Origin of the sequence: Hymenobacter swuensis DY53 (genome assembly GCF_000576555.1) — a bacterium.
In the GTDB taxonomy this organism is placed as follows: domain Bacteria; phylum Bacteroidota; class Bacteroidia; order Cytophagales; family Hymenobacteraceae; genus Hymenobacter; species Hymenobacter swuensis.
Genome location: NZ_CP007145.1, coordinates 1323087 through 1342244, shown reverse-complemented (window position 1 = coordinate 1342244; position 19158 = coordinate 1323087). Strand labels below are relative to the sequence as shown.

16 protein-coding genes are annotated in these 19158 nt (G+C 59.4%); 3 read left to right on the top strand and 13 right to left on the bottom strand.

Annotation, left to right across the window (positions count from 1 at the left end):
- Positions 1-63: 63 nt before the first annotated feature.
- The 13 genes from ftsA to mraZ all read right to left on the bottom strand — a co-directional run bounded on the left by ftsA (position 64) and on the right by mraZ (position 15507).
- Complete coding sequence (ftsA, locus tag HSW_RS07230; protein WP_044001399.1) at positions 64-1464, bottom strand: cell division protein FtsA; 1401 nt, start codon at positions 1462-1464, stop codon at positions 64-66.
- Positions 1465-1548: 84 nt separating this feature from the next.
- Positions 1549-2313: a cell division protein FtsQ/DivIB gene (locus HSW_RS07225; protein ID WP_044001398.1), complete on the bottom strand. Its 765-nt coding sequence runs from the start codon at positions 2311-2313 to the stop codon at positions 1549-1551.
- On the bottom strand, positions 2297-3754 hold the full coding sequence (locus HSW_RS07220) for a UDP-N-acetylmuramate--L-alanine ligase (RefSeq protein WP_052346792.1): 1458 nt from the start codon (positions 3752-3754) through the stop codon (positions 2297-2299). Before HSW_RS07220 ends, HSW_RS07225 begins: the two co-directional genes overlap by 17 nt.
- An 81-nt stretch (positions 3755-3835) precedes the next feature.
- Positions 3836-4969, bottom strand: coding sequence for an undecaprenyldiphospho-muramoylpentapeptide beta-N-acetylglucosaminyltransferase (gene murG / locus HSW_RS07215; protein ID WP_044004251.1), 1134 nt, complete (start codon positions 4967-4969; stop codon positions 3836-3838).
- A 4-nt stretch (positions 4970-4973) separates the two neighbouring features.
- Positions 4974-5174 carry a hypothetical protein gene (locus HSW_RS24140; protein WP_044001396.1) on the bottom strand — a complete coding sequence of 67 codons (201 nt, stop codon included), beginning with the start codon at positions 5172-5174 and terminating at the stop codon, positions 4974-4976.
- 12 nt (positions 5175-5186) lie between these two features.
- The gene (locus tag HSW_RS07205) at positions 5187-6365 is read right to left on the bottom strand and encodes an FtsW/RodA/SpoVE family cell cycle protein (RefSeq protein WP_044001395.1); all 1179 of its coding nucleotides are present in this window, start codon (positions 6363-6365) and stop codon (positions 5187-5189) included.
- A gap of 80 nt (positions 6366-6445) precedes the next feature.
- Positions 6446-7831: a UDP-N-acetylmuramoyl-L-alanine--D-glutamate ligase gene (murD, locus tag HSW_RS07200; RefSeq protein WP_044001394.1), complete on the bottom strand. Its 1386-nt coding sequence runs from the start codon at positions 7829-7831 to the stop codon at positions 6446-6448.
- A gap of 126 nt (positions 7832-7957) precedes the next feature.
- On the bottom strand, positions 7958-9178 hold the full coding sequence (gene mraY / locus HSW_RS07195; RefSeq protein ID WP_044001393.1) for a phospho-N-acetylmuramoyl-pentapeptide-transferase: 1221 nt from the start codon (positions 9176-9178) through the stop codon (positions 7958-7960).
- 180 nt (positions 9179-9358) lie between these two features.
- Positions 9359-10822 carry a UDP-N-acetylmuramoyl-L-alanyl-D-glutamate--2,6-diaminopimelate ligase gene (locus tag HSW_RS07190; RefSeq protein ID WP_052346791.1) on the bottom strand — a complete coding sequence of 488 codons (1464 nt, stop codon included), beginning with the start codon at positions 10820-10822 and terminating at the stop codon, positions 9359-9361.
- Between the two features lie 102 nt (positions 10823-10924).
- Positions 10925-13228: a penicillin-binding protein gene (locus tag HSW_RS07185; protein WP_081768299.1), complete on the bottom strand. Its 2304-nt coding sequence runs from the start codon at positions 13226-13228 to the stop codon at positions 10925-10927.
- Positions 13212-13943, bottom strand: coding sequence for an FtsL-like putative cell division protein (locus HSW_RS24725; RefSeq protein WP_231501366.1), 732 nt, complete (start codon positions 13941-13943; stop codon positions 13212-13214). The genes HSW_RS07185 and HSW_RS24725 overlap by 17 nt, the downstream gene beginning before the upstream one ends.
- 149 nt (positions 13944-14092) lie before the next feature.
- A complete protein-coding gene (gene rsmH, locus HSW_RS07175; protein WP_071883076.1) occupies positions 14093-15034 on the bottom strand; it encodes a 16S rRNA (cytosine(1402)-N(4))-methyltransferase RsmH in 942 nt (313 codons plus the stop codon).
- Positions 15031-15507 (bottom strand): division/cell wall cluster transcriptional repressor MraZ, encoded by a 477-nt coding sequence (mraZ, locus tag HSW_RS07170; protein WP_044001392.1) that lies wholly within the window; start codon positions 15505-15507, stop codon positions 15031-15033. The genes rsmH and mraZ overlap by 4 nt, the downstream gene beginning before the upstream one ends.
- Positions 15508-15803: 296 nt before the next feature.
- Here mraZ and HSW_RS07165 point away from each other — a divergent pair, with 296 nt between their 5' ends.
- The 3 genes from HSW_RS07165 (at position 15804) to HSW_RS07155 (ending at position 19077) form a co-directional block, all read left to right on the top strand.
- A complete protein-coding gene (locus tag HSW_RS07165) occupies positions 15804-16241 on the top strand; it encodes a hypothetical protein (RefSeq protein WP_044001391.1) in 438 nt (145 codons plus the stop codon).
- 95 nt (positions 16242-16336) lie between these two features.
- The gene (locus HSW_RS07160) at positions 16337-18628 is read left to right on the top strand and encodes a TonB-dependent receptor (protein WP_052346205.1); all 2292 of its coding nucleotides are present in this window, start codon (positions 16337-16339) and stop codon (positions 18626-18628) included.
- Positions 18629-18708: 80 nt separating this feature from the next.
- Positions 18709-19077: a heavy-metal-associated domain-containing protein gene (locus HSW_RS07155; RefSeq protein ID WP_044001390.1), complete on the top strand. Its 369-nt coding sequence runs from the start codon at positions 18709-18711 to the stop codon at positions 19075-19077.
- Positions 19078-19158 lie beyond the last annotated feature (81 nt).

Here is a 19158-nt window from a genome sequence, read left to right as displayed (position 1 = left end):
AATTATCAGATGGCTCTCGCCGTCATGTAATTCATCATTCATCATTCATCACTCATAACTAACTTAGTATTGCTTGTCGTCGAAGTCATCAATGAGCAGTCCTTTCGTACGGCTGATGATCTTCTGGAAGAAGTCGCCGGCACCCGACGACTTCTTGGCTTGCTCCGACGCAGGCTGAGCAGCCGGTTGGGTTTGCGGCTGCGGCTGCGCGGCTGGTTGTGGTGCAGCAACCGAAGCAGTCCGGGTTTCCGGAGCAGCCCGGTAGTAATTCTGCTCGGGCTCGTCGTAGGGTCGCTGGGCCAGTCGGTCGTCAATGGAGCGGTAACCAGCCAGCACCAGACCAACGGTTGTGGCGTACATGGGCGACTTCACGGCCTCGATCTTGCTTTTACCCAAGTGCTCGTTGGGGTACCCAATGCGGGTGTCCATACCAGTCACGTATTCGGCCAGCTGCACCAGATTCTGTAGCTGCGAACCACCACCCGTCAGCACGATGCCGGCGGCCAGCTTGTCTTGGAAGCCCAACCGCTGGATTTCGGCGTACACCAGCTCCACAATTTCCTCCATCCGGGCCTCAATGATGTAGGCCAGATTTTTGAGGCTGATTTCCTTGGGAGCCCGGTCGCGCAGACCCGGAATGCTTACGATTTCGTAATCGGAAGCTTCCTCGGCAATGGCTTTTCCGAACTTCACTTTCAGTTGCTCGGCCTGGTTCTGCATCACCAAGCAACCCTGCTTGATATCGGACGTGATGATGTTACCGCCGAAAGGCAGCACCGCCGCGTGACGGATGATGCCATCCTTGAACACCGCTAGGTCAGTTGTGCCGCCCCCAATGTCGATCAAGGCCACGCCGGCTTCCTTTTCCTCGTCAGACAGCACCGACATGCTGGACGCCAGCGGCTCCAGAATCAGGTTGTCAATTTCAAGGCCAGCCTTGGTGACGCACTTGTAGATATTGTTGATGGCCGTGCTCTGCGCGGTAATGATGTGGAAATTACCCTCCAACCGCACACCTGACATGCCTACGGGGTCCAGAATACCTTCCTCATAATCCACCTTATAGTCCTGGGGCATTACGTGGATAATCTGGGAGCCGGGAGGCGTAACCAGCCGGTACATGTCGCTGGTGAGGCGCTCCACGTCGGCCTGGGTGATTTCGTTATCAGCCGAAGCACGGGTGATGCTGCCGTTGTGCTGCAGGCTTTTGATATGCTGGCCGGCAATACCCACGTTCACCACCCCGATGTTGATGCCCGACTGCTCTTCCGCCTGCCGGATTGCCTTTTTAATGGCATCCACCGTCTTATCGATATTCGACACAATGCCGCGCACGACGCCCTCCGACACGGCTTTCCCCATGCCCAGGATTTCGAGCTTCCCAAATTCATTTTTGCGCCCAACTAGGGCGCAGATTTTGGTGGTGCCGATATCGAGGCCGACTACAATCTTATCGTGTTGCATGGGGAAGAGGGGCGAGAGAGTTGCGGTTGGTTGCAGGAAAAGGTAGCCTAAGCCGCTATAAGGTAGCTTTTTAGACTGATAATTTTATTCGCAGATGATTTGGTCTTTGAACTCGACGTTGACACGATGGTACGTGTCCCAGCCAAGGACCGGGGGAATTTGACGGTAAAATACCATCAGTTTCGCAAATTTTTCTGAAATATTGTCAGGAAAGCCAAATTCTATCCGTTGGTCACCTACTTGCTGGGTAAACGAAATCTTACCGTTCGGGCCGACAAACACCTCGGCTACCTGAGCCCGCCAGAAGGGTTTCTCATCGATATAGCGCAGAAACTTCAGGTATTGCTCGCCGGTGCTGTCCTGAAAAAACCCGGCAGTTAGCGGCTGGCCGCCCGAGCGAGAAATGGGTACTACACGGGCAGTGAACAGGGGCGAGAGAGGCAACCGGTTGCCATCGGTATCCAAGTAGCTATCCTGCCGCGAATCGGCATGCACGAGGCGGGCAATGGGTCGGTTCTGCCGCACATCGGCGTGCAGGTTGCCGGCCAAGTCACGATACACCTGCGCTTCCTTTACGAAGCTGTGCGCTTTCAGCCGGGCTTCCAAGGCCTTCAGATCAACCTCGCTGGGGCGGGCTCCTTCCAAGCGTTCCTCGCCCTTACGGGTGAGCAGACTGGTTACTTCCCGCTCACTGATGAAGAAGTTGTTGAACTCATTGCTGATGGACACAATAACCCCGTTTACAGGCCGGTTGGCTTGTTTTACGGCAGCAAATGCTCCGAGCCCGACCAGCAGTAGCAGGCAGGCAGAGGCAAACAATAGGTTATTGGCTTTACGCTTCAGCTCCATTCCAGCGAATATCCAAAATATTCTTTAATTGAGGCACCAGTTGATCAATGTCTCCCGCCCCAACCGTGGCTAATACGTCAAAATTCGGATTGGTTTCGGCATTCCGCAAAATTTCTGCTTTCGTCTGCAACGATTTTTCTGCGGCAGTTATTTGGGACAAAATCAATTCGGAGGTAATACCGGGCATGGGTAGCTCCCGGGCCGGGTAGATATCCAGCAGCACCACTTCATCGGCAAGACTCAGACTTTCAGCGAATCCCGGGGCAAAGTCGCGGGTGCGGCTGAACAGATGGGGCTGGAAGATGACGCGGAGCCGCCGCCCCGGATATAGGGCGCGCACAGAACGAAGAAAAGCCTCTATTTCGCGTGGGTGATGGGCGTAGTCATCCACATATACCTTGGGCGCAGCAACAGTACCAGCCGTCAGAATAAACTCGAAGCGGCGCTTTACCCCCTTATAGGCTGCCACGGCAGCGCGCAGTTGATCGGGGCCGAGGCCGTAGAGTTCGGCCACGCAGGAGGCGGCCAGCATGTTTTCCACGTTGTGGTAGCCAGGAACGGCCAGTACCAAGCCATCGGTGGTGCCTTGAGGGCTGTGCAGGGCAAAGTGAAACTGGTGGCCCTGGGCGGTGATGTTGGTGGCATACAATTCCGGCCCTTCCTCAAGCGAAAGGCCGTAACGAATGACGCGCACGCCCTCGGGCGCGGCCGCCGCCACGCTGGGGTCGGCAGTATGGTTGATGATGAGCGTGCCGCCCGGCTGAATCTGGCCCACAAACTGCCGGAACGACTCTACCAGAGCTTCCTTGTGGCCATAGATATCGAGGTGGTCGGCATCGGTGCTGGTGACGATGGCCACGGTGGGAAACAGGGTCAGGAAGCTCCGGTCGTACTCATCGGCCTCTACTACCACCGGAATGGTGCTGGTTGTTGGTTGCCGGTTGTTAGTTGTTGGGGCTTCGGTAGACGAGGAAGAATTGCTCGTTTCTACTTCTTTATTCTTCATTCCCTCCCCCGGCAGCAGCAAGTTAGAGCCCAGATTTACGCTGATGCCACCCAGGAAAGCGGCGCAGGGCACGCCGGCATGGTGCAGCAGGTGGGCCACCATGCTGCTGGTAGTGGTTTTGCCGTGGGTGCCAGCTACGGCAATGGTAGGACGGCCTTGAGTGAGCAGGCCCAGCACCTGGCTGCGTTTCTGAATATCGTAGCCCTGCTCCCGCAGCCAGGCCCATTCCTGGTGGTCCTTCGGAATGGCCGGCGTGAGGACTACCAGCGTCTGCTCCCGGTTCCGGCGCACTTCCGGCGGAATATTGTCCACAGCATCCTGGTAGTGGATGGCAATACCTTCGGCCGTCAGAGCTTCCGTTAGCGGGGTAGGCGTTTTGTCGTAGCCACTCACGGCATAGCCATTAGCCCGGAACCACCGCGCCAGCGCCGACATACCGATGCCACCAATACCGAGAAAGAAGACGTATTTTTTCAAGTAGCCAGAAATTAGAAGCAAGAAACGGGGGGCGGGAAGCTAGGAACGGCGGTTAGGAATCAACTGCAATAACTCGTCCACGATGGTAGTAGTGGCCTGTGGATACGCCAGTTGGCGGATGTTGGTAGCCAACTGCTGTTGCCGGACCGGGTCCTGTAATAGATTCAGCGCCTGATCGTACAGTACAGCTTCCGCTTCGGCGTCGCGCACCAGTAAGGCAGCGTTTTTTTGGGTGAGGGCTAAGGCATTTTTGGTCTGATGGTCTTCGGCCACGTTGGGCGAGGGCACCAAAATGCTGGGCTTACCCGTGAGGCACAGTTCCGAAACCGATAAGGCACCGGCCCGCGAAATAACCACGTCGGCGGCAGCGTAGGCTAGGTCCATGCGGCGCACGAACTCCAATGCCTTCAGGTTATCGGCAGCGAAGGGCGCAGCCTGCTTTTCGGCTTCCGGGAAGTAGGTTTTGCCCGTTTGCCAGAGCAGTTGCACGCCCGCCTCACGCAGGCGCGGCAGCGCGGCGGCCGTGGCCTGGTTGAGCGTGCGGGCCCCCAGGCTGCCCCCAATTACCAGCAGCACCGGCCGGGCGGCATCCAGTCCGAAGAATTTCAGGGCCTCAGCTCGCTGCCCGTCGGCAATTTCGGTGCGGACCGGGTTGCCGGTGAGTACCAGCCGGTCGGCGGGGAAGAACTTCTCCATGCCGTCGTAGGCCACGCAGATGCGTTGCACCCGCCGGGCCATGAGCTTGTTCACGAGGCCGGCGTAGGAATTCTGCTCCTGAATCAGAGCCGGAATACTGCGGGAGGTAGCGGCCATGAGCACCGGGGCCGATGCGTAGCCCCCCACTCCTACTACGGCGTCGGGGCGGAACTTCTCGATGATTTTGCCGGCCTTGCGCACGGCGCGCATCACTTTAATAGGGAACAGCAGGTTTTTGGGCGTGAGGCTACGCTGCAGGCCCGCAATATCGAGGCCCACAATGTCGTAGCCGGCCTCGGGCACGCGGGTCATTTCCATGCGGCCGTTAGCACCCACAAATAGGATTTCGGCCTCTGGATGACGGCGGCGTACTTCGTTGGCAATGGCCACGGCCGGGAAAATGTGCCCGCCGGTACCGCCGCCGCTGATGATAATGCGGAAGGGAGCCGAAGTAGATGTTGCGGGGGTTATAGACATGAAATCAATGTTCAAGTAGGTTCCAGGCAGACAGTGGCACCCCAAACTCTTGCTGAGCAAATTCTTTCGCTAGCTCCTGACTGTTTTGCAGGTAATCAAAAAGACAAGACTGGTTCTGATTGTATACAAAGAGGTACCACCCAATTTCCGGCAGGTCCTCTTCAATCATAAAGCAAAAATCTTCATGATAGGCGGTCAGCTTCATTATTAATCGATACTACGCGTACTGCGACACGCGGGGAATCCGAGCCGTATCGGCGGGCTCACCCACCATCGGGCGGATTTCCCGCTCGCCGCGGCTTACCGCCAGGATGATGCCGATGCTGATGCCGGTGAAGATGAGGGAAGTGCCGCCCATGCTCAGTAGCGGTAGCGGCAGACCGGTAATCGGGCCCAGTCCTACGGCCACGCCCATGTTCACCATGGCCTGCAGCACCAGACTAAAGCTCAGCCCGGCCGACAGCAGCCCGCCAAATGCGCCGTAGCTGTTCATTACCGTTTTCAGCCCCCGATACAGGAAGGCCAGATACAGGAATACCACGACCACGCCGCCCACTAGGCCGTATTCCTCGATGATGATGGCGTAGATAAAGTCGGAGTATGGGTGGGGCATGATGTTGCGCTCCGTGCTTTTGCCGGGGCCCTTACCGAAAATACCGCCCGTAGCTTCGGCAATGTAGGCGTGTTCCAACTGGAAGGGCACGGGTTTGCTTTTATCGGTGAAGCTTTCAATACGGGATAGTACCGTTTTGTACCGCTGCCCGGAGGTAAGCCCTACACCGCCCACCACAATACCAATGGCCACCATCACGGCCATCTGCTTGAATGGCACCCGCCCGATAAACATCAGCAGCAGGCAGGTAGCAAACAGCAACAGCGCCGTGGAAGCATTCGACAGAATAATCAGGCCGCAAATCACGCCTACCCACAGCATTACGGGCAGCAGCGTGGTTTTGAAGTCATCGACGTGCTGCTGACGGCGGCTGAGCATGGAAGCCAGGTGCGAAATCAGGGCCAGCTTAGCGAGGTCGGAAGGCTGCACCGTCTGGTTGATGACCGGGATGGTCAGCCAGCGGGAAGCCCCGTTGATGTCGCCGCCCATGATGTACGTAAAAATTAGCAACGGCACCGAGGCCAGCAGCGCGTAGAGCGAGAGGCGCGAGTAGTAGCGGTAGTCGATCCGGTGGGCCAGCCACATGAAGAACAGGCCCACGAAAATCAGGCTGGTATGTTTGAACAGAAAGTACTCGGTGTTACCGCCCATCTTCTTGTAGGCCAGCGTACCCGTAGCCGAGTACACCACCGCAATGGAGATAAACGAAAACAGCAGCACGATGCCCCACAGAATGGGGTCACCCTTCAGGTTTTGCCGGAGCCAATTGGTAATCGTGTCCATGGGCGGTGAAGCGGTGAAGTGAGTGAATGAGAGGATAAACAGAACAGTCATGCTTCAGCAAGCTCAGCATGACTGTTATGCTACTCGTTGGCTTCTTCGTTGGTCTGGTTGTCAGTGAGCTGCTGCACGGCTTGGGCGAACTGCCGGCCCCGGTCCTCGTAGTTCTGGAACAGGTCAAAAGAGGCGCAGGCGGGTGAGAGGAGCACCACGTCGCCGGGGGCGGCGAGGGCGGCAGCGCGCTGCACGGCATCGGCCATGCTACGGGTTTCTTCCAGGTGAGATACCACCGGCCCGAAGCTGGCTTTCAGCTTCTCATTGTCCAGGCCCAGGCAAATCAGGGCCTTTACCCGGTTTTCGGCCAGCGGAATCAGCGAGGAGTAGTCGTTGCCCTTGTCGGTACCGCCGGCAATCCAGACGATGGGCTGCCGAATGCCGTCGAGGGCAAACCAGGCAGCTTCCACGTTGGTGGCCTTGCTGTCGTTGATGAAGCGGGTGCCGTTCAGCTCGCCCACGGGCTGCAGGCGGTGGTCGGCGTTGTGGAATGAGGCCAGACTGGCTTCAATTTGCTTCTTATCAATACCGGCCAGCCGGGCGCAGAGCACGGCGGCCAGCATATTCTGGCGGTTGTGCTGCCCGATGAGCGGCGAGGCGGCCGTACTTATTTTCTCGGTCTTGCTGTAGAAGCCAGGCTGCAGGTCTACGCACACCTGTTCCTCATCGATGTAATACGCGCCCAAGTGGTAATCGGGGCGGTGGTGCAGGCTGAAGGGCAGTTGCTGCACCGGCCGCAGGGCCGCCTTGAAGTAGCGCTGGATGTTCTCGTCGTCGGCGTTGTAGATGAAGTGGCCGGTGCTGTCCTGGTTACGCATTATGCGCAGCTTGGCCTGGGCGTAGGCTTCCAGCGAGTAGTTGTACCGGTCGAGGTGGTCGGGGGTGATGTTGAGCAGCACCGAAATCCAGGGCTGGAACTCGTAGGTATCGTCGAGCTGGAAGGAGCTCAGCTCCACCACGTAGTAGTCGTGGGCGTCGGCAATGATTTGCTCGGCCAGGGAGTAGCCCACGTTGCCGGCCAGCCCCACGTTCAGACCGGCGGCCTTCAGCAGGTGATAAGTGAGCAGCGTGGTGGTGGTTTTGCCGTTGGTGCCCGTAATGCAGATGCACCGGGCTTGGGTGTACCGGCCGGCCAGTTCAATCTCCGAAATGATGGGCGTGCCCTTCTCGCGGAGCGCCTGAATCACGGGGGCCTTTTCTGGAATGCCGGGGCTTTTCACCACCTCATCGGCCGCCAGCACCTGCTCCATGGTGTGCTGGTTTTCCTCAAAGGGAATACCAGCTGCCGTCAGCTTCTGCTTGTAGGCGGGCTTAATGGGGCTTTTATCGGACACAAACACGGTGTGGCCCTTGGCCTGCGCCAACAGCGCGGCCCCTACCCCACTCTCCGCGGCTCCCAGGATGACGTAGTGCATTCTTTCAGTATTGAGTATTGGGTACTTAGTAGTGAGTACAGCATATAGTATCAGGCAGCAAAGAATCAGTACAATAACTCCTGCTATTCTAACTACTCATTACGCACTACTCATTACTCCTCAGGATTAGCGCAATTTCAAGGTTACGAGTGTCAGCACAGCCAGCATGATGCCCACAATCCAGAAGCGCGACACGATTTTGGATTCGTGGTAGCCCAGCTTCTGGTAGTGGTGGTGCAGCGGCGACATGCGCAGCAGGCGGCGGCCTTCGCCGTACTTGCGGCGGGTGTATTTGAAGTAGCTCACCTGCACCATCACCGAGAGGTTTTCAATCAGGAACACCCCACACAGCACCGGAATCAGCAGCTCCTTGCGCACGATGATGGCCAGCACGGCAATGATGCCGCCAATGGCCAACGAGCCGGTGTCCCCCATGAATACCTGGGCCGGGTACGAGTTGTACCACAGAAAGCCCACGCAAGCCCCCACGAAGGCAGCACAGAAAATCACCAGTTCCCCCGAGTTTGGAATAAACATCACGTCCAAGTAATCAGCCAGGAGCGCGTTGCCGCTCACGAAGCAGAAAATAGCCAGCGTGATGCCGATAATGGCCGAGGTACCCGCCGCCAGCCCGTCGAGGCCGTCGGTGATGTTGGCTCCGTTGCTGACGGCCGTGATGATGACAATGACAATGGGAATGTAGAAGAAGGCGTAATACTCGTTGAAGAAGTCGCCGGCCGTGGCAAACAGGTCGCCGTAGTTGAGCTCGTTGTTCTTGAGGAAGGGTACGGTGGTAATCATCAGCTTCACATCCTGATAGACGGAACTAGCATCCACGGCCGAGAACGAGCCGTTGGGCAGCGCGTACTGGCGCACGGTCACGTCGTTGGAGAAGAACAACACCCAGCCCACCGTGAGGCCCAGGCCTACCTGGCCCAGAATCTTGAAGCGGCCGGCCAGCCCCTCCTTATCCTTCTTTACTACCTTAATATAGTCGTCCACGAACCCGATGAGCCCCAGCCATACGGTGCTCAGCAGCATAAGCACAATGTATATGTTGTCAAGCTTGGCAAACAGCAGCACCGGCACCAGAATGGCCAGCAGAATGATGAGTCCGCCCATCGTTGGGGTACCTTTTTTTTCCATCTGCCCCTGTAAACCCAGGTCCCGGATCGACTCGCCAATTTGCTGCCGCTGCAGCGCCCGAATAAGGGGAGCCCCAAAAAACTGCGCAATAATGAGGGAGGTAACTACCGCCAGCGCCGCCCGGAACGAGCTATACTGCATCACGCCCGTACCCGGCAGGTGGTACACTTTGTAGAGGTAGTTAAAGAGGTAATACAGCATGAGCGCGGGGGTCAGCAGTTGGCAGGCAGAGAATTTCCAAGCTGCAAAGATTCAGTTTTTCGTTGTTCGTTTCTCGTTTTTCGTTGTTCGTTTCTGGTTATGCGCTGTTTTTCAAGCCCTTGTTGACATGCGTGTTTTATTAGGACAGCCCCGAACAACCAAAAACGAACAACCAAAAACTTATTTCCCCAGCAGATCAAACATCTGCTGCAGCACCTGCTTATCGTCGAAGTCGGTTTTAACGCCTTTGATTTCCTGGTAGTTTTCGTGGCCTTTGCCGGCTACTAACACAATATCGCCGGGGCCGGCCAGGGCTACGGCTGTTTTGATGGCCTCGCGCCGGTCGGCAATAGTCAGGACTTTCCCCTGCGCTTCGGCGGGCACGCCGGCCTGCATCTGGGCCAGAATATCGTTGGGGTCCTCGAAGCGGGGGTTGTCGGAGGTCAGTACGGCGCGGCTGGAAAGCTGGGCCGCCAGACGGGCCATGATAGGCCGCTTGGCCCCGTCGCGGTTGCCGCCGCAGCCCACCACTGTAATTACCTGCTGGCTGTGCTGGCGGATGTCGGCAATGGTCTGGAGCACGTTTTCCAGCGCGTCGGGCGTATGGGCGTAGTCCACAATGCCCGTGATGCGCGCCTTCTCTGATACCACCGGCTCGAAACGGCCGGGGGCCGAGGTCAGGCCCGACAGCACTGTGAGTACCTCCGTGGGGTCCTCACCCAGTAGCACCGCCGCCCCGTAAATAGCCAGCAGATTGTAGGCATTGAACACCCCGATCAGGCGAAACTGCACCTCGCGGCCGTCTACCTCCAGGTGCAGACCGTGCACGGCATTTTCGATGAGCTTGCCCCGGAACGCACCGTTGCCGCGCATAGAATAGGCTTCGCGGCGGCCCGGTACGTTCTGCAGCATCACCGGGCCGCGCTTGTCGTCGGCGTTGGTGAGGGCGAAGGCCGACTTCGGCAGCTGGTCGAAAAAGCCCTTTTTGGCCTTCAAATACGCATCGAAGGTGCCGTGATAATCGAGGTGGTCATGGGTAAGGTTGGTGAAGATGCCGCCCGCGAAGTGCAGGCCCGTAATGCGATGCTGCACCACGGCGTGGCTGCTCACCTCCATAAATACGTGGGTGCAGCCGGCTTTCACCATGCGGGCCAGCAGCTCGTTCAGCCGGATGGCGTCGGGCGTGGTATGGGTGCTGGGAATAACTTCCTCATCAATCTGATTCTGCACCGTGCTCAGCAGCCCGCAATGGTAGCCCAGCTCCCGGAACAGCTTGTGCAGCATGGTGGCGCAGGTGGTTTTGCCGTTGGTGCCCGTAATGCCTACCAGCTGCAACTGGCGCGAGGGGTGGCCGTAGAACTCGGCCGCCATGCTGGCCATAGCTTCCGCCGAATCAGGCACTTGTACGTGAGTGGTGGCAGGATTCAGCTCGGCGGGCAACTCCTCGCACACAATAACCGCAGCGCCCTGCTCCACTGCTTTGGCGATGAACTGATGCCCATCGGCAGCGGTGCCGCGCAACGCAAAAAATACCGTACCGGGGCCCGCCTGCCGCGAATCGAGGGTGAGGCTGGTTACGAAAACGTCGGCCGGACCATGCTGGCCGCGCACGGTTACGGCTGGCAGCAGTGCAGAAAGAGAAATAGCGGAGGGGTTCAAGGCTGAGGGAAGGTCAATAAGTAAGGTGCAGTGAGAAATAGGCAGCAAGGAGTAGCAGACTACTTACTACTACCAACCGGCAATTCATCAGGCTTTGGGACGAGTGACAAGCTTCACGGCAGCCGTGGCTTTCTTAGGCGCAGTTGTAGGTTTTCTGGCGGCGTTGGCAGCTCGTTTGGCGTCTGTTGAAGGCTCTGCCGCCGTGCGGGGTGTCCGCGCTTCGGTAGCTGGGTCTGCCGCGGGTGTAGGCAGGACCACAGGGGCGGGCGTGCCGCCGATGGGCTCCATCTGGAGCACTACGGTGGTGCCGCGCCGGGCCGTGGTGCCGGCCGCTACCGACTGGGTTTTCACCCGGCCTGTTCCGTAGGAACGCACCCGCAGGCCCCGATTTTCCAGCAGGAACAGCGCGTCGCGCAGGGTCAGGCCCTGCACGTTGGGCACCCGGCCGGGGCGCACGGCCATCGGCTTCAGGGCCAATGAGGCCGATTCGGAATCGGCTTTGGTGCGCACCCAGTCGTCGGTGCCGGTTACGCCGTTGTGGCTTACGCCCAGCTGCGTGAATACCAATGACAATTCGTCCTGCATACCAGCCTGTACAAACGGCACCCGCGACTTTGCCAAGGGGACCCGGGCCAGCAACGGCCGCAGACTGGCCGCGTCGCGGGCCATAGCTTTGTCGGCTACCTCGCGGAACACCGGGGCTGCCACCGTGCCGCCATAGATACGGCCGCGCCGGGGCGAGTCAATCACCACGATGCAGCTGTACTTGGGCTCATCGGCCGGGAAATAGCCGCAGAAGCTGGTGGAGTACATGCGGGTGTAGTGGCCGTTCTTGAACTTCCAGGCGGTGCCCGTTTTGCCCGCAATGGAGTAGCCATCGGTGCGGATGCCCCGGGCCGAGCCGTTCAGCACCACCCCTTTCAGCATCGACTGCATCTTGAGCAGGGTGCTTTCGGAGCAGATTTTGGGGTTGAGCACCCGGGCCTCGTAGCTTTCCAGCACCTTGTCGGCCTGACGGATTTCGCGCACGATGATGGGCTCGATCTTGACGCCGTTGTTGGCAATGGCGTTGTAGAAGGCCAGTGTCTGCAGCGGGGCCAGCTTCAACTCATAGCCGATGCTCATGGTGGACAGGGAGGTGCGGCTCCAGCTCCGGTCACGCGGGTCCTTGATGTAGGGGCGGGCCTCGCCGGCCATCTGGAAGCCCAGGGGCTTGTCCAGCCCGAAGGTTTTCAGGTAGTCGGTGTACTTCTCGGGCTTGGAGAAGAAGTGGTCGTTGATGAGCTTGGCCACCCCGATGTTCGACGACTGCTCAATCACCTTCTGGATGGGAATGCGGCCGTTGGGGTGGGTGTCGGTTTTCACGGCCCCGGCAATTTTCATCATGCCGGTGTTGCCAGTATTTACGGTATCGGTCAGCTCCAGTTCGGGGTTATCCTCGAACAACGCCATCATAGAGGCCAGCTTGAACGTGGAGCCCGGCTCGGTGCGGCCCTGGTCGGCAATGGCGTAGTTGTAATCCTCGCGGTACACGCCCTCGGCCACCTTGCCCAGGTTGGCCACAGCCCGGATTTCGCCGGTTTTCACCTCCATCAGAATTACGCAGCCGTACTGCGCGTCGTTGTCCACCAATGACTTGTACAGCGCGTTTTCGGCCACGTCCTGCAGGTTGATGTCGAGGGTGGTTTTGATGTCGAAGCCGGGCTGGGGCTTCACCTCGGTGCCGTCGTAGATGGGCTTGTTGCCGCCGGGTACCCGCTCAAACAGGGCCTCCCCGTCTTTGCCGGCCAGGTGGCGGTTGAAGGTAAACTCCAGGCCCGCCCCGTTCTTGTCCTCGTTCACGAAGCCAATGGTGCGCTGGGCCAGCCCGCCGAAGGGCCGGAACCGCTTATCTACCTTCTCGAAGATGACGCCGCCCTTGTTCTTACCTGCCCGGAAAATGGGCCACTGGGCCAGCTCCTTCTTCTCCTGGAAGTTGATCTGGCGGGAGTTCAGCCGCAGGTAGCGCACTTTGCCGCTCTTGGCATTTTTCAGGCGGCGCAGGTACTCCTGCGTGCTCCGGTCGCCGAAAAAGCGTGACAACAACAGCGCCAGGGAGTCTTTTTTCTGACTGAACAGCGCGTCGTTCACCACACTCGGGTCCCAGGCCACCCGGTAGAAAGGCAGCGAGGTAGCCATGATGCTGCGGCCATCGGAGGCAAAGATGTTGCCACGGGTGGCAAATACGGGCTGGTACACCACGCGCCGCTCCTGCTCCAGGGCGCGCCAGCGGGCCCCTTCGTTGAACTGCACCTGGGTGATTTTCCAGACGATGGCCACCGAGAACAGGCAGACGCCCAGAAACGCCAGCCGGATGCGGGTAACAATACTTTTTTTAACGTTTCCTTTCATTGCGGCGGGGGGCTGAACGATTGGAAGAAGGTTCGGGCGTTGCGGGTTCGATTACGTCCACGTCGATGGGCGCGGGCGGGGCGGCTTCGGTGACAGCGGCGTTGCTGTCGGTGGTTACCCGCTCGGCGGCGCGGCGCACGGAGTCGGCTTTGGCGCGGGCCGTCATGGCTATTACGGAGTCGGCAGTCAGCAGCGGCACTTCCTCCAGTTTGGCCTCATCAATATGGCCGGCCGGCACCGTGATGCGGAAGGGCGGCGAGGAGCTTTCCACTAAGCCATAGGCGGCCACTTTGCGGGCTACTTCGCTTTGCTTGCTGGCTTCCATGTAATCCGACGACAGGGTAGTGTAATCGGCCCGCAGGTCCTCGGTTTCCAGCTTCAGCTTTTGAATGCTGCGGTTCATCCGGGTGGCGTAATGCGTATTGCCGATATATACCAGCGTCAGGAACATGATGAACAGCAGGTGCGGCAGGAACCGGACCGGCAGCCCCTCCCGGAACAGGCCATCTACCCGGGTCACGCGCTCCAGCAGCGTAAATACGCTCCAGGAAGCGGCTACGCGCGGTTGCGCGGCCGGCCGCGCCGCCCGTGGTGGCTTGGGGGCCGGCGGGGGCGTCGGCTCTGGCTCCGGCACGGCTACCGGTTCCGGCATAATGGCACGAGGCGCGTTGGTACGCGGCTGGTTCGTGATGGGTTTGATGGTATTAGTAGCCACTGTATCGGAATTAACAATCAGCACTCAACAACTACGAACAAAGACGCAACGGCCTCACCACGACCTATAGCATGCCACTGCTGCACCTGAAGCAGGGCAGGCAGCGAATACTTGGCGCAGCGAAGGAGGCAGTCGTTCATTCGGGGGGCTCAATTTTTACTGGCGATGCGCAGCTTTGCACTCCGGGCGCGGCTGTTGAGGGCAATTTCTTCCGGCGAGGCTTCCACGGGTTTGCGGGTAAGAGCTTCAAACGGCACGTTGGAGCGGCCGAACAAATCCTTTTCCACTTCACCGTAGAATTTGCCCTTGGCAATGAAGTTCTTCACCAGCCGGTCTTCCAGCGAGTGGTAGCTCATTACCACCAGCCGGCCGCCGGGACGCAGCACCTGGGCCGTTTGTTCCAGCATCTCGCGCAGGGCGGCCATTTCGTCGTTGGCCTCAATGCGTAGCGCCTGAAAAACCTGGGCCAGGTACTTGTTTTCCTTGCCGCGCGGGGTGCAGGGCGCAATGGCCTTTTTGAGGCCGGCAATGGTCGTAATACTGTGGCCGCGCCGGGCCGTGGCCACAGTATTGGCCAGGGTGCGGGCATTGGTCACCTCGCCGTACATCCCAAAGATGCGGTGCAGTTCGGCTTCCGAGTACTCATTGATGATATCCGCTGCCGAGGCATCCTCCCCTTCCGAATCCATGCGCATATCCAGCGGGCCATCGAAGCGGGTGCTGAAGCCGCGCTCCGGCGTATCAAACTGGTGCGACGATACGCCCAGGTCGGCCAACAGGCCATCTATGGGCAGGGCGTCGTGGCGCTTGAGCTCCTGAAAAAGCTGGCGGAAATTGCTGCGGATAAAGGTAAACTCGGGCCGGGCCAGTTGGGCGGCTTCCCGCTCAGCGTCAGCGTCCTGATCGAAGCTGTAGAGGTGACCGGGGCTGCGGAGGTGCTCTAGTATTCGGGCCGAGTGGCCGCCGCCGCCGAAGGTAACGTCCACGTAGCGGCCACCGGGCTGCAGGTCGAGGCCTTCGAGGCACTCGCGCAGCATCACGGGACGGTGGTAGGCGGTATCGTTCTGGTATTCGTTCAAACTGTCGTTCATGCGGCCAGGGGGCCGCCAGGGCCGGGTTCGGTAGTTAAAAATTTCTGTGCCAGCTTCGAGAAGCTCTGCTGGTCTTTGATAAGGAAGTCGTCGTAGCGGTCCGGGTCCCAGATTTCGCAACGGTTACCCAGCCCCACGATAATGGCCTCCTTCTCGATGCCGGAGTAGCGCAGCATGGTGCGCGGCAGCATAAACCGCCCGATGCTATCCAGCTCCACCTCCGTCATGCCCCGGAAGAAATTCCGCTGAAACTGCCGGTACTCCTCATTGAACTCATCCAGCGCCATCACCTTCTCATGAATCACCCGCCACGCGGCCCGGGGGTACAGCACCAGGCAGGGCTCAAACCCACGCACCAGCACCAGCTGGCTACCCGATGCTTCCGGCAGGTTCGCCTTCACCTTCGCCGGCAGCACCAACCGACCTTTGGGGTCGAGTTTGCACTCGTATTCGCCGGAGAGCAGCTGAGACATGCGCGAGGTGTGGAGTGGCCATGGGAACGGGATATAGCAAAAGTACGCAACCCCCCGGAAAACCCAACCACGATTTACCATTTTCTACCACTCGCAAAAAAAGCGTCGTTTAAACGCTATTTGAGGTATTTTCATTCGCAACCACACTACCGTAAGCCAGAATATCAGGCCCTCACTTCGCCTGTTTTTTTCCGCCGGGTTCTACTCTGAACGGTTACTGTACCACCCGGCTGCCAAATTCCATACCGGCTTAGTCCGTAATCCATACCGCCGGCGTCGTATCTTTGCCTCCGGATATGAAACGCCCGCTTCTTCACCGGTTCTGCAGCTTCTGGTTGGCCCTGCTCGTGCTCACCTCCTCGGTGGGACTCACGGTGCAGCAGCGTACCTGTCGGCAGAGCGGGCGGCACACGGCAGGCGTAGCGTTCAGCCCGGCCCGCCACGGCTGCCCGGCCCCGCAGCCCCTTGCCCACCACACCAATAAGGCGCAGTTCACCAAGCCCTGCTGTGAGTTCGGGGCGCATTTCCATAAGCTCGACGCCCCTTCAGCTCAACTAAACTGGGTACACGCTCCGCTGCCAGCCTTGTTACCCGGCTGGCCCACAGCCCCGGCATGGCGTGCAATGCCGGCGGCCCAGGTAGCCGCTCCCGCCGCCTGGCACGCGGCCGATTCGTCGCCGCCGCTACGGGCGGGACGGACCTTGCTCACGTTCGTGGGCGTGCTGGTCGTCTAGTCTTTTCTCGCGGCTGCTCCGGCTTGGGGCAGCTTGGCCGTGCGCTACGGGGCCGGCTGCTTTTCCTTGGCGAGAACTGTTAACTTCCTGACGATATGAATGCCTTACCCGAGCCTTTCCGGTTAGTGGCAGCGGCCGGTCTGCTGGCCGTTGCCACCACGGTGGCGGCCCAAACGCCCGACGCGGCTACCGCCCCCGTGCGCGGCCAAGTGCTCGATGCCACCACCAATACGCCCGTACCGGGAGCCGTAGTACGCTGGCTGAGCACCCCCACCGGCGCCGCCACTACTGATAATCAGGGCGCGTTTTCCTTGCTGCGCCCGGCCGGTACCGATACCCGCCTGATCGTCAACCTCCTGGGCTACCTGCCCGACACCGTGCAGGCCGCCAGCGGCTACCTGCGCGTGCCGTTGCGCCGCTCCGGCGAACTGGCGGAAGTGAAAATTGAGGAGCGGGCTCCCTCCTACTCCGGCCTCACGCCTGCCAACACGCAGGTTATTACCAGCCGCGACCTGACTAAATCGGCCTGTTGTAACTTGGCCGAGAGCTTCGAAACCAACGCTTCAGTAGAGGTTTCGACTACGGATGCCGTATCCGGGGCCAAGCAGATTCAGCTTCTTGGCCTGGATGGGGCTTATTCTCTGCTCACCATTGATAACCTGCCGGCCTTGCGCGGCCTTTCTACCCCGTACCGCCTCAATTATCTGGCTGGTCCCTGGATTGAGAGCATCGACATCATAAAAGGTATGGGCTCAGTGGTGAATGGCTACGAAAGCATTTCGGGCCAGGTAAACGTGCGCCTCAAGGAGCCCGACAAGGCCGACCGGCTGCTGTTCAACGCCTATGGCAACGACCTGGGCAAGTTCGATGTAAACCTGAACTTGGCCACCCGCGTCAGCAAGAAGCTCAGCACCACCCTGCTGCTGCACACCGACCACCTGGGCCGCCGCGTGGACCGCAATGACGACCGGTTTCTGGACCTGCCGCTGGCCACGCAGTTCAACCTGTTCAATAAGTGGAAGTACATTTCCGGGACGGGGCTGGTGACGGAAGTGGGCCTGGGCGCGCTGCGCGAAACCCGCCAGGGCGGCCAGCTAGGCTACCGCAAGGAAAACCCCGGCGGCTTCTACGGCACCACTCAGGAAACCGACCGGTACACGGGGTACGCCAAAACCAGCTACACTTGGCCCGGCCGCCCCTACCAGAGCCTGGGGCTGCTGCTGAGCGGCACCAGCCACGACTTCACCTCCCGTTACGGCCTGCGCACCTACGACGGTACCCAGCGCACGGGCCTGGCCACGCTGCTGTTCCAAAGCATCATCGGTACCACGGCGCACACCTACCGGGCCGGCCTGAGCTTCCTGCACGATGATTTCCGGGAAGTGTACCGTACCGGCTTCACCTACGTGACGGAGACGCCCGCCGAGCGGTACGCCCGGGAGCACCGCAACCGCCTGGAGCAGGTGCCCGGAGCCTTTGCCGAGTACACGTACCAGAACGCCCGCAACCTTACGGTAGTAACCGGCCTGCGCCTCGACCGCCACAACCTGTACGGCTGGTTTCTGACGCCCCGCCTCAATGTGAAGTACGACCCCGCCAAAAATACCGTGCTTCGGCTGGCAGCGGGCCGGGGCCAGCGCACGGCCAACCCGCTGGCCGAAAACTCTGGTATGCTGGTCAGCTCCCGCGAGTTCATTATCAGCCCTAACCTGCGGCCCGAAACTGCCTGGAACGTGGGGGGCTCGGTCACGCAGTACTTCACCGCTTTCGGCCGGCCCGCCACATTCATCACCGACTACTATCACACCGAGTTTCAGAACCAGGTGGTATCCGACCCCTATTCGGCTTCAGCCCAACTACTGATTGGGAACCTGGAGCCGGGTGGACGCAGCTACTCCCGCAGCTTCCAGACGGAGGTGCAGTTGGAGCCGGTGAAGGGGTTGCAGGCCAAGGCAGCTTATAAATACCTCGATGTGCAGACTTCTTACGAGGGCGAGTTGCTGCCCAAGGTGCTCACGCCCCGGCATCGGCTGTTTTTGAACCTGGGTTACGCAACGGCGTTTGATAAGTGGCGGGCCGATGTTACGGTGCAGGGCTTCGGGCGCCGGCCGCTGGCGCATGGCCCGGGCAGTATGGGCCACCAGCACGGCACCGGCGAGAAAACCCTGCCTTATGCACCCCGATACGCGTTGCTCAACACCCAACTCACGCGGGCCTTTAAGCGGTTCGAGGTGTATGCCGGCGTCGAGAACCTGACCAACTACCGCCAGTCTAACCCCATTGAGGGGGCCAGCCAGCCCTTCGGGCCCAACTTTGATGCCGCCATGATCTGGGGGCCGGTAGTTGGGCGCCTCACGTATGCCGGCCTGCGTTTCACCTTACAGTAAAACCGCTGCTGGTTTTCGGCACAGTTCTTTCTAGTGGCCCGAGCGGGCATTTTTCAACAAACCTTTCTGTTTCTGCTTTTATGAAGTTCTTCCCTTCTTTCCTGCTTGCACTTTCTCTGCTTGTTTCTTCTACTGGCGCATTTGCTCAAGGAAAGCCCAAAGCCAAAGGCCCCGCTACTGAAACGCTGCAGGTAAAAACTTCCGCCGTGTGCGATATGTGCAAAGCCCGCCTAGAAAAGTCGCTGGCTTATGAAAAAGGCGTGCAGGCGGCTATCCTCGATGTGCCCAGCCAGGTTCTCACCGTCACCTACCGCCCCGACAAAACGACTCCCACTGCGCTGCGTACCGCCGTGCAACAAACAGGCTACGACGCCGATAAGCAGACAGCCGATGCCCGGGCGTATGACCGGTTGCCGGACTGCTGCAAGAAAACCAATAACGTTCACTAACGAGAAGCTGCAAAAAGGCTCCGGAAGATATCTTCCGGAGCCTTTTTTATGCTGGTGTATCAAGGGAAGCAACTGGCCTTG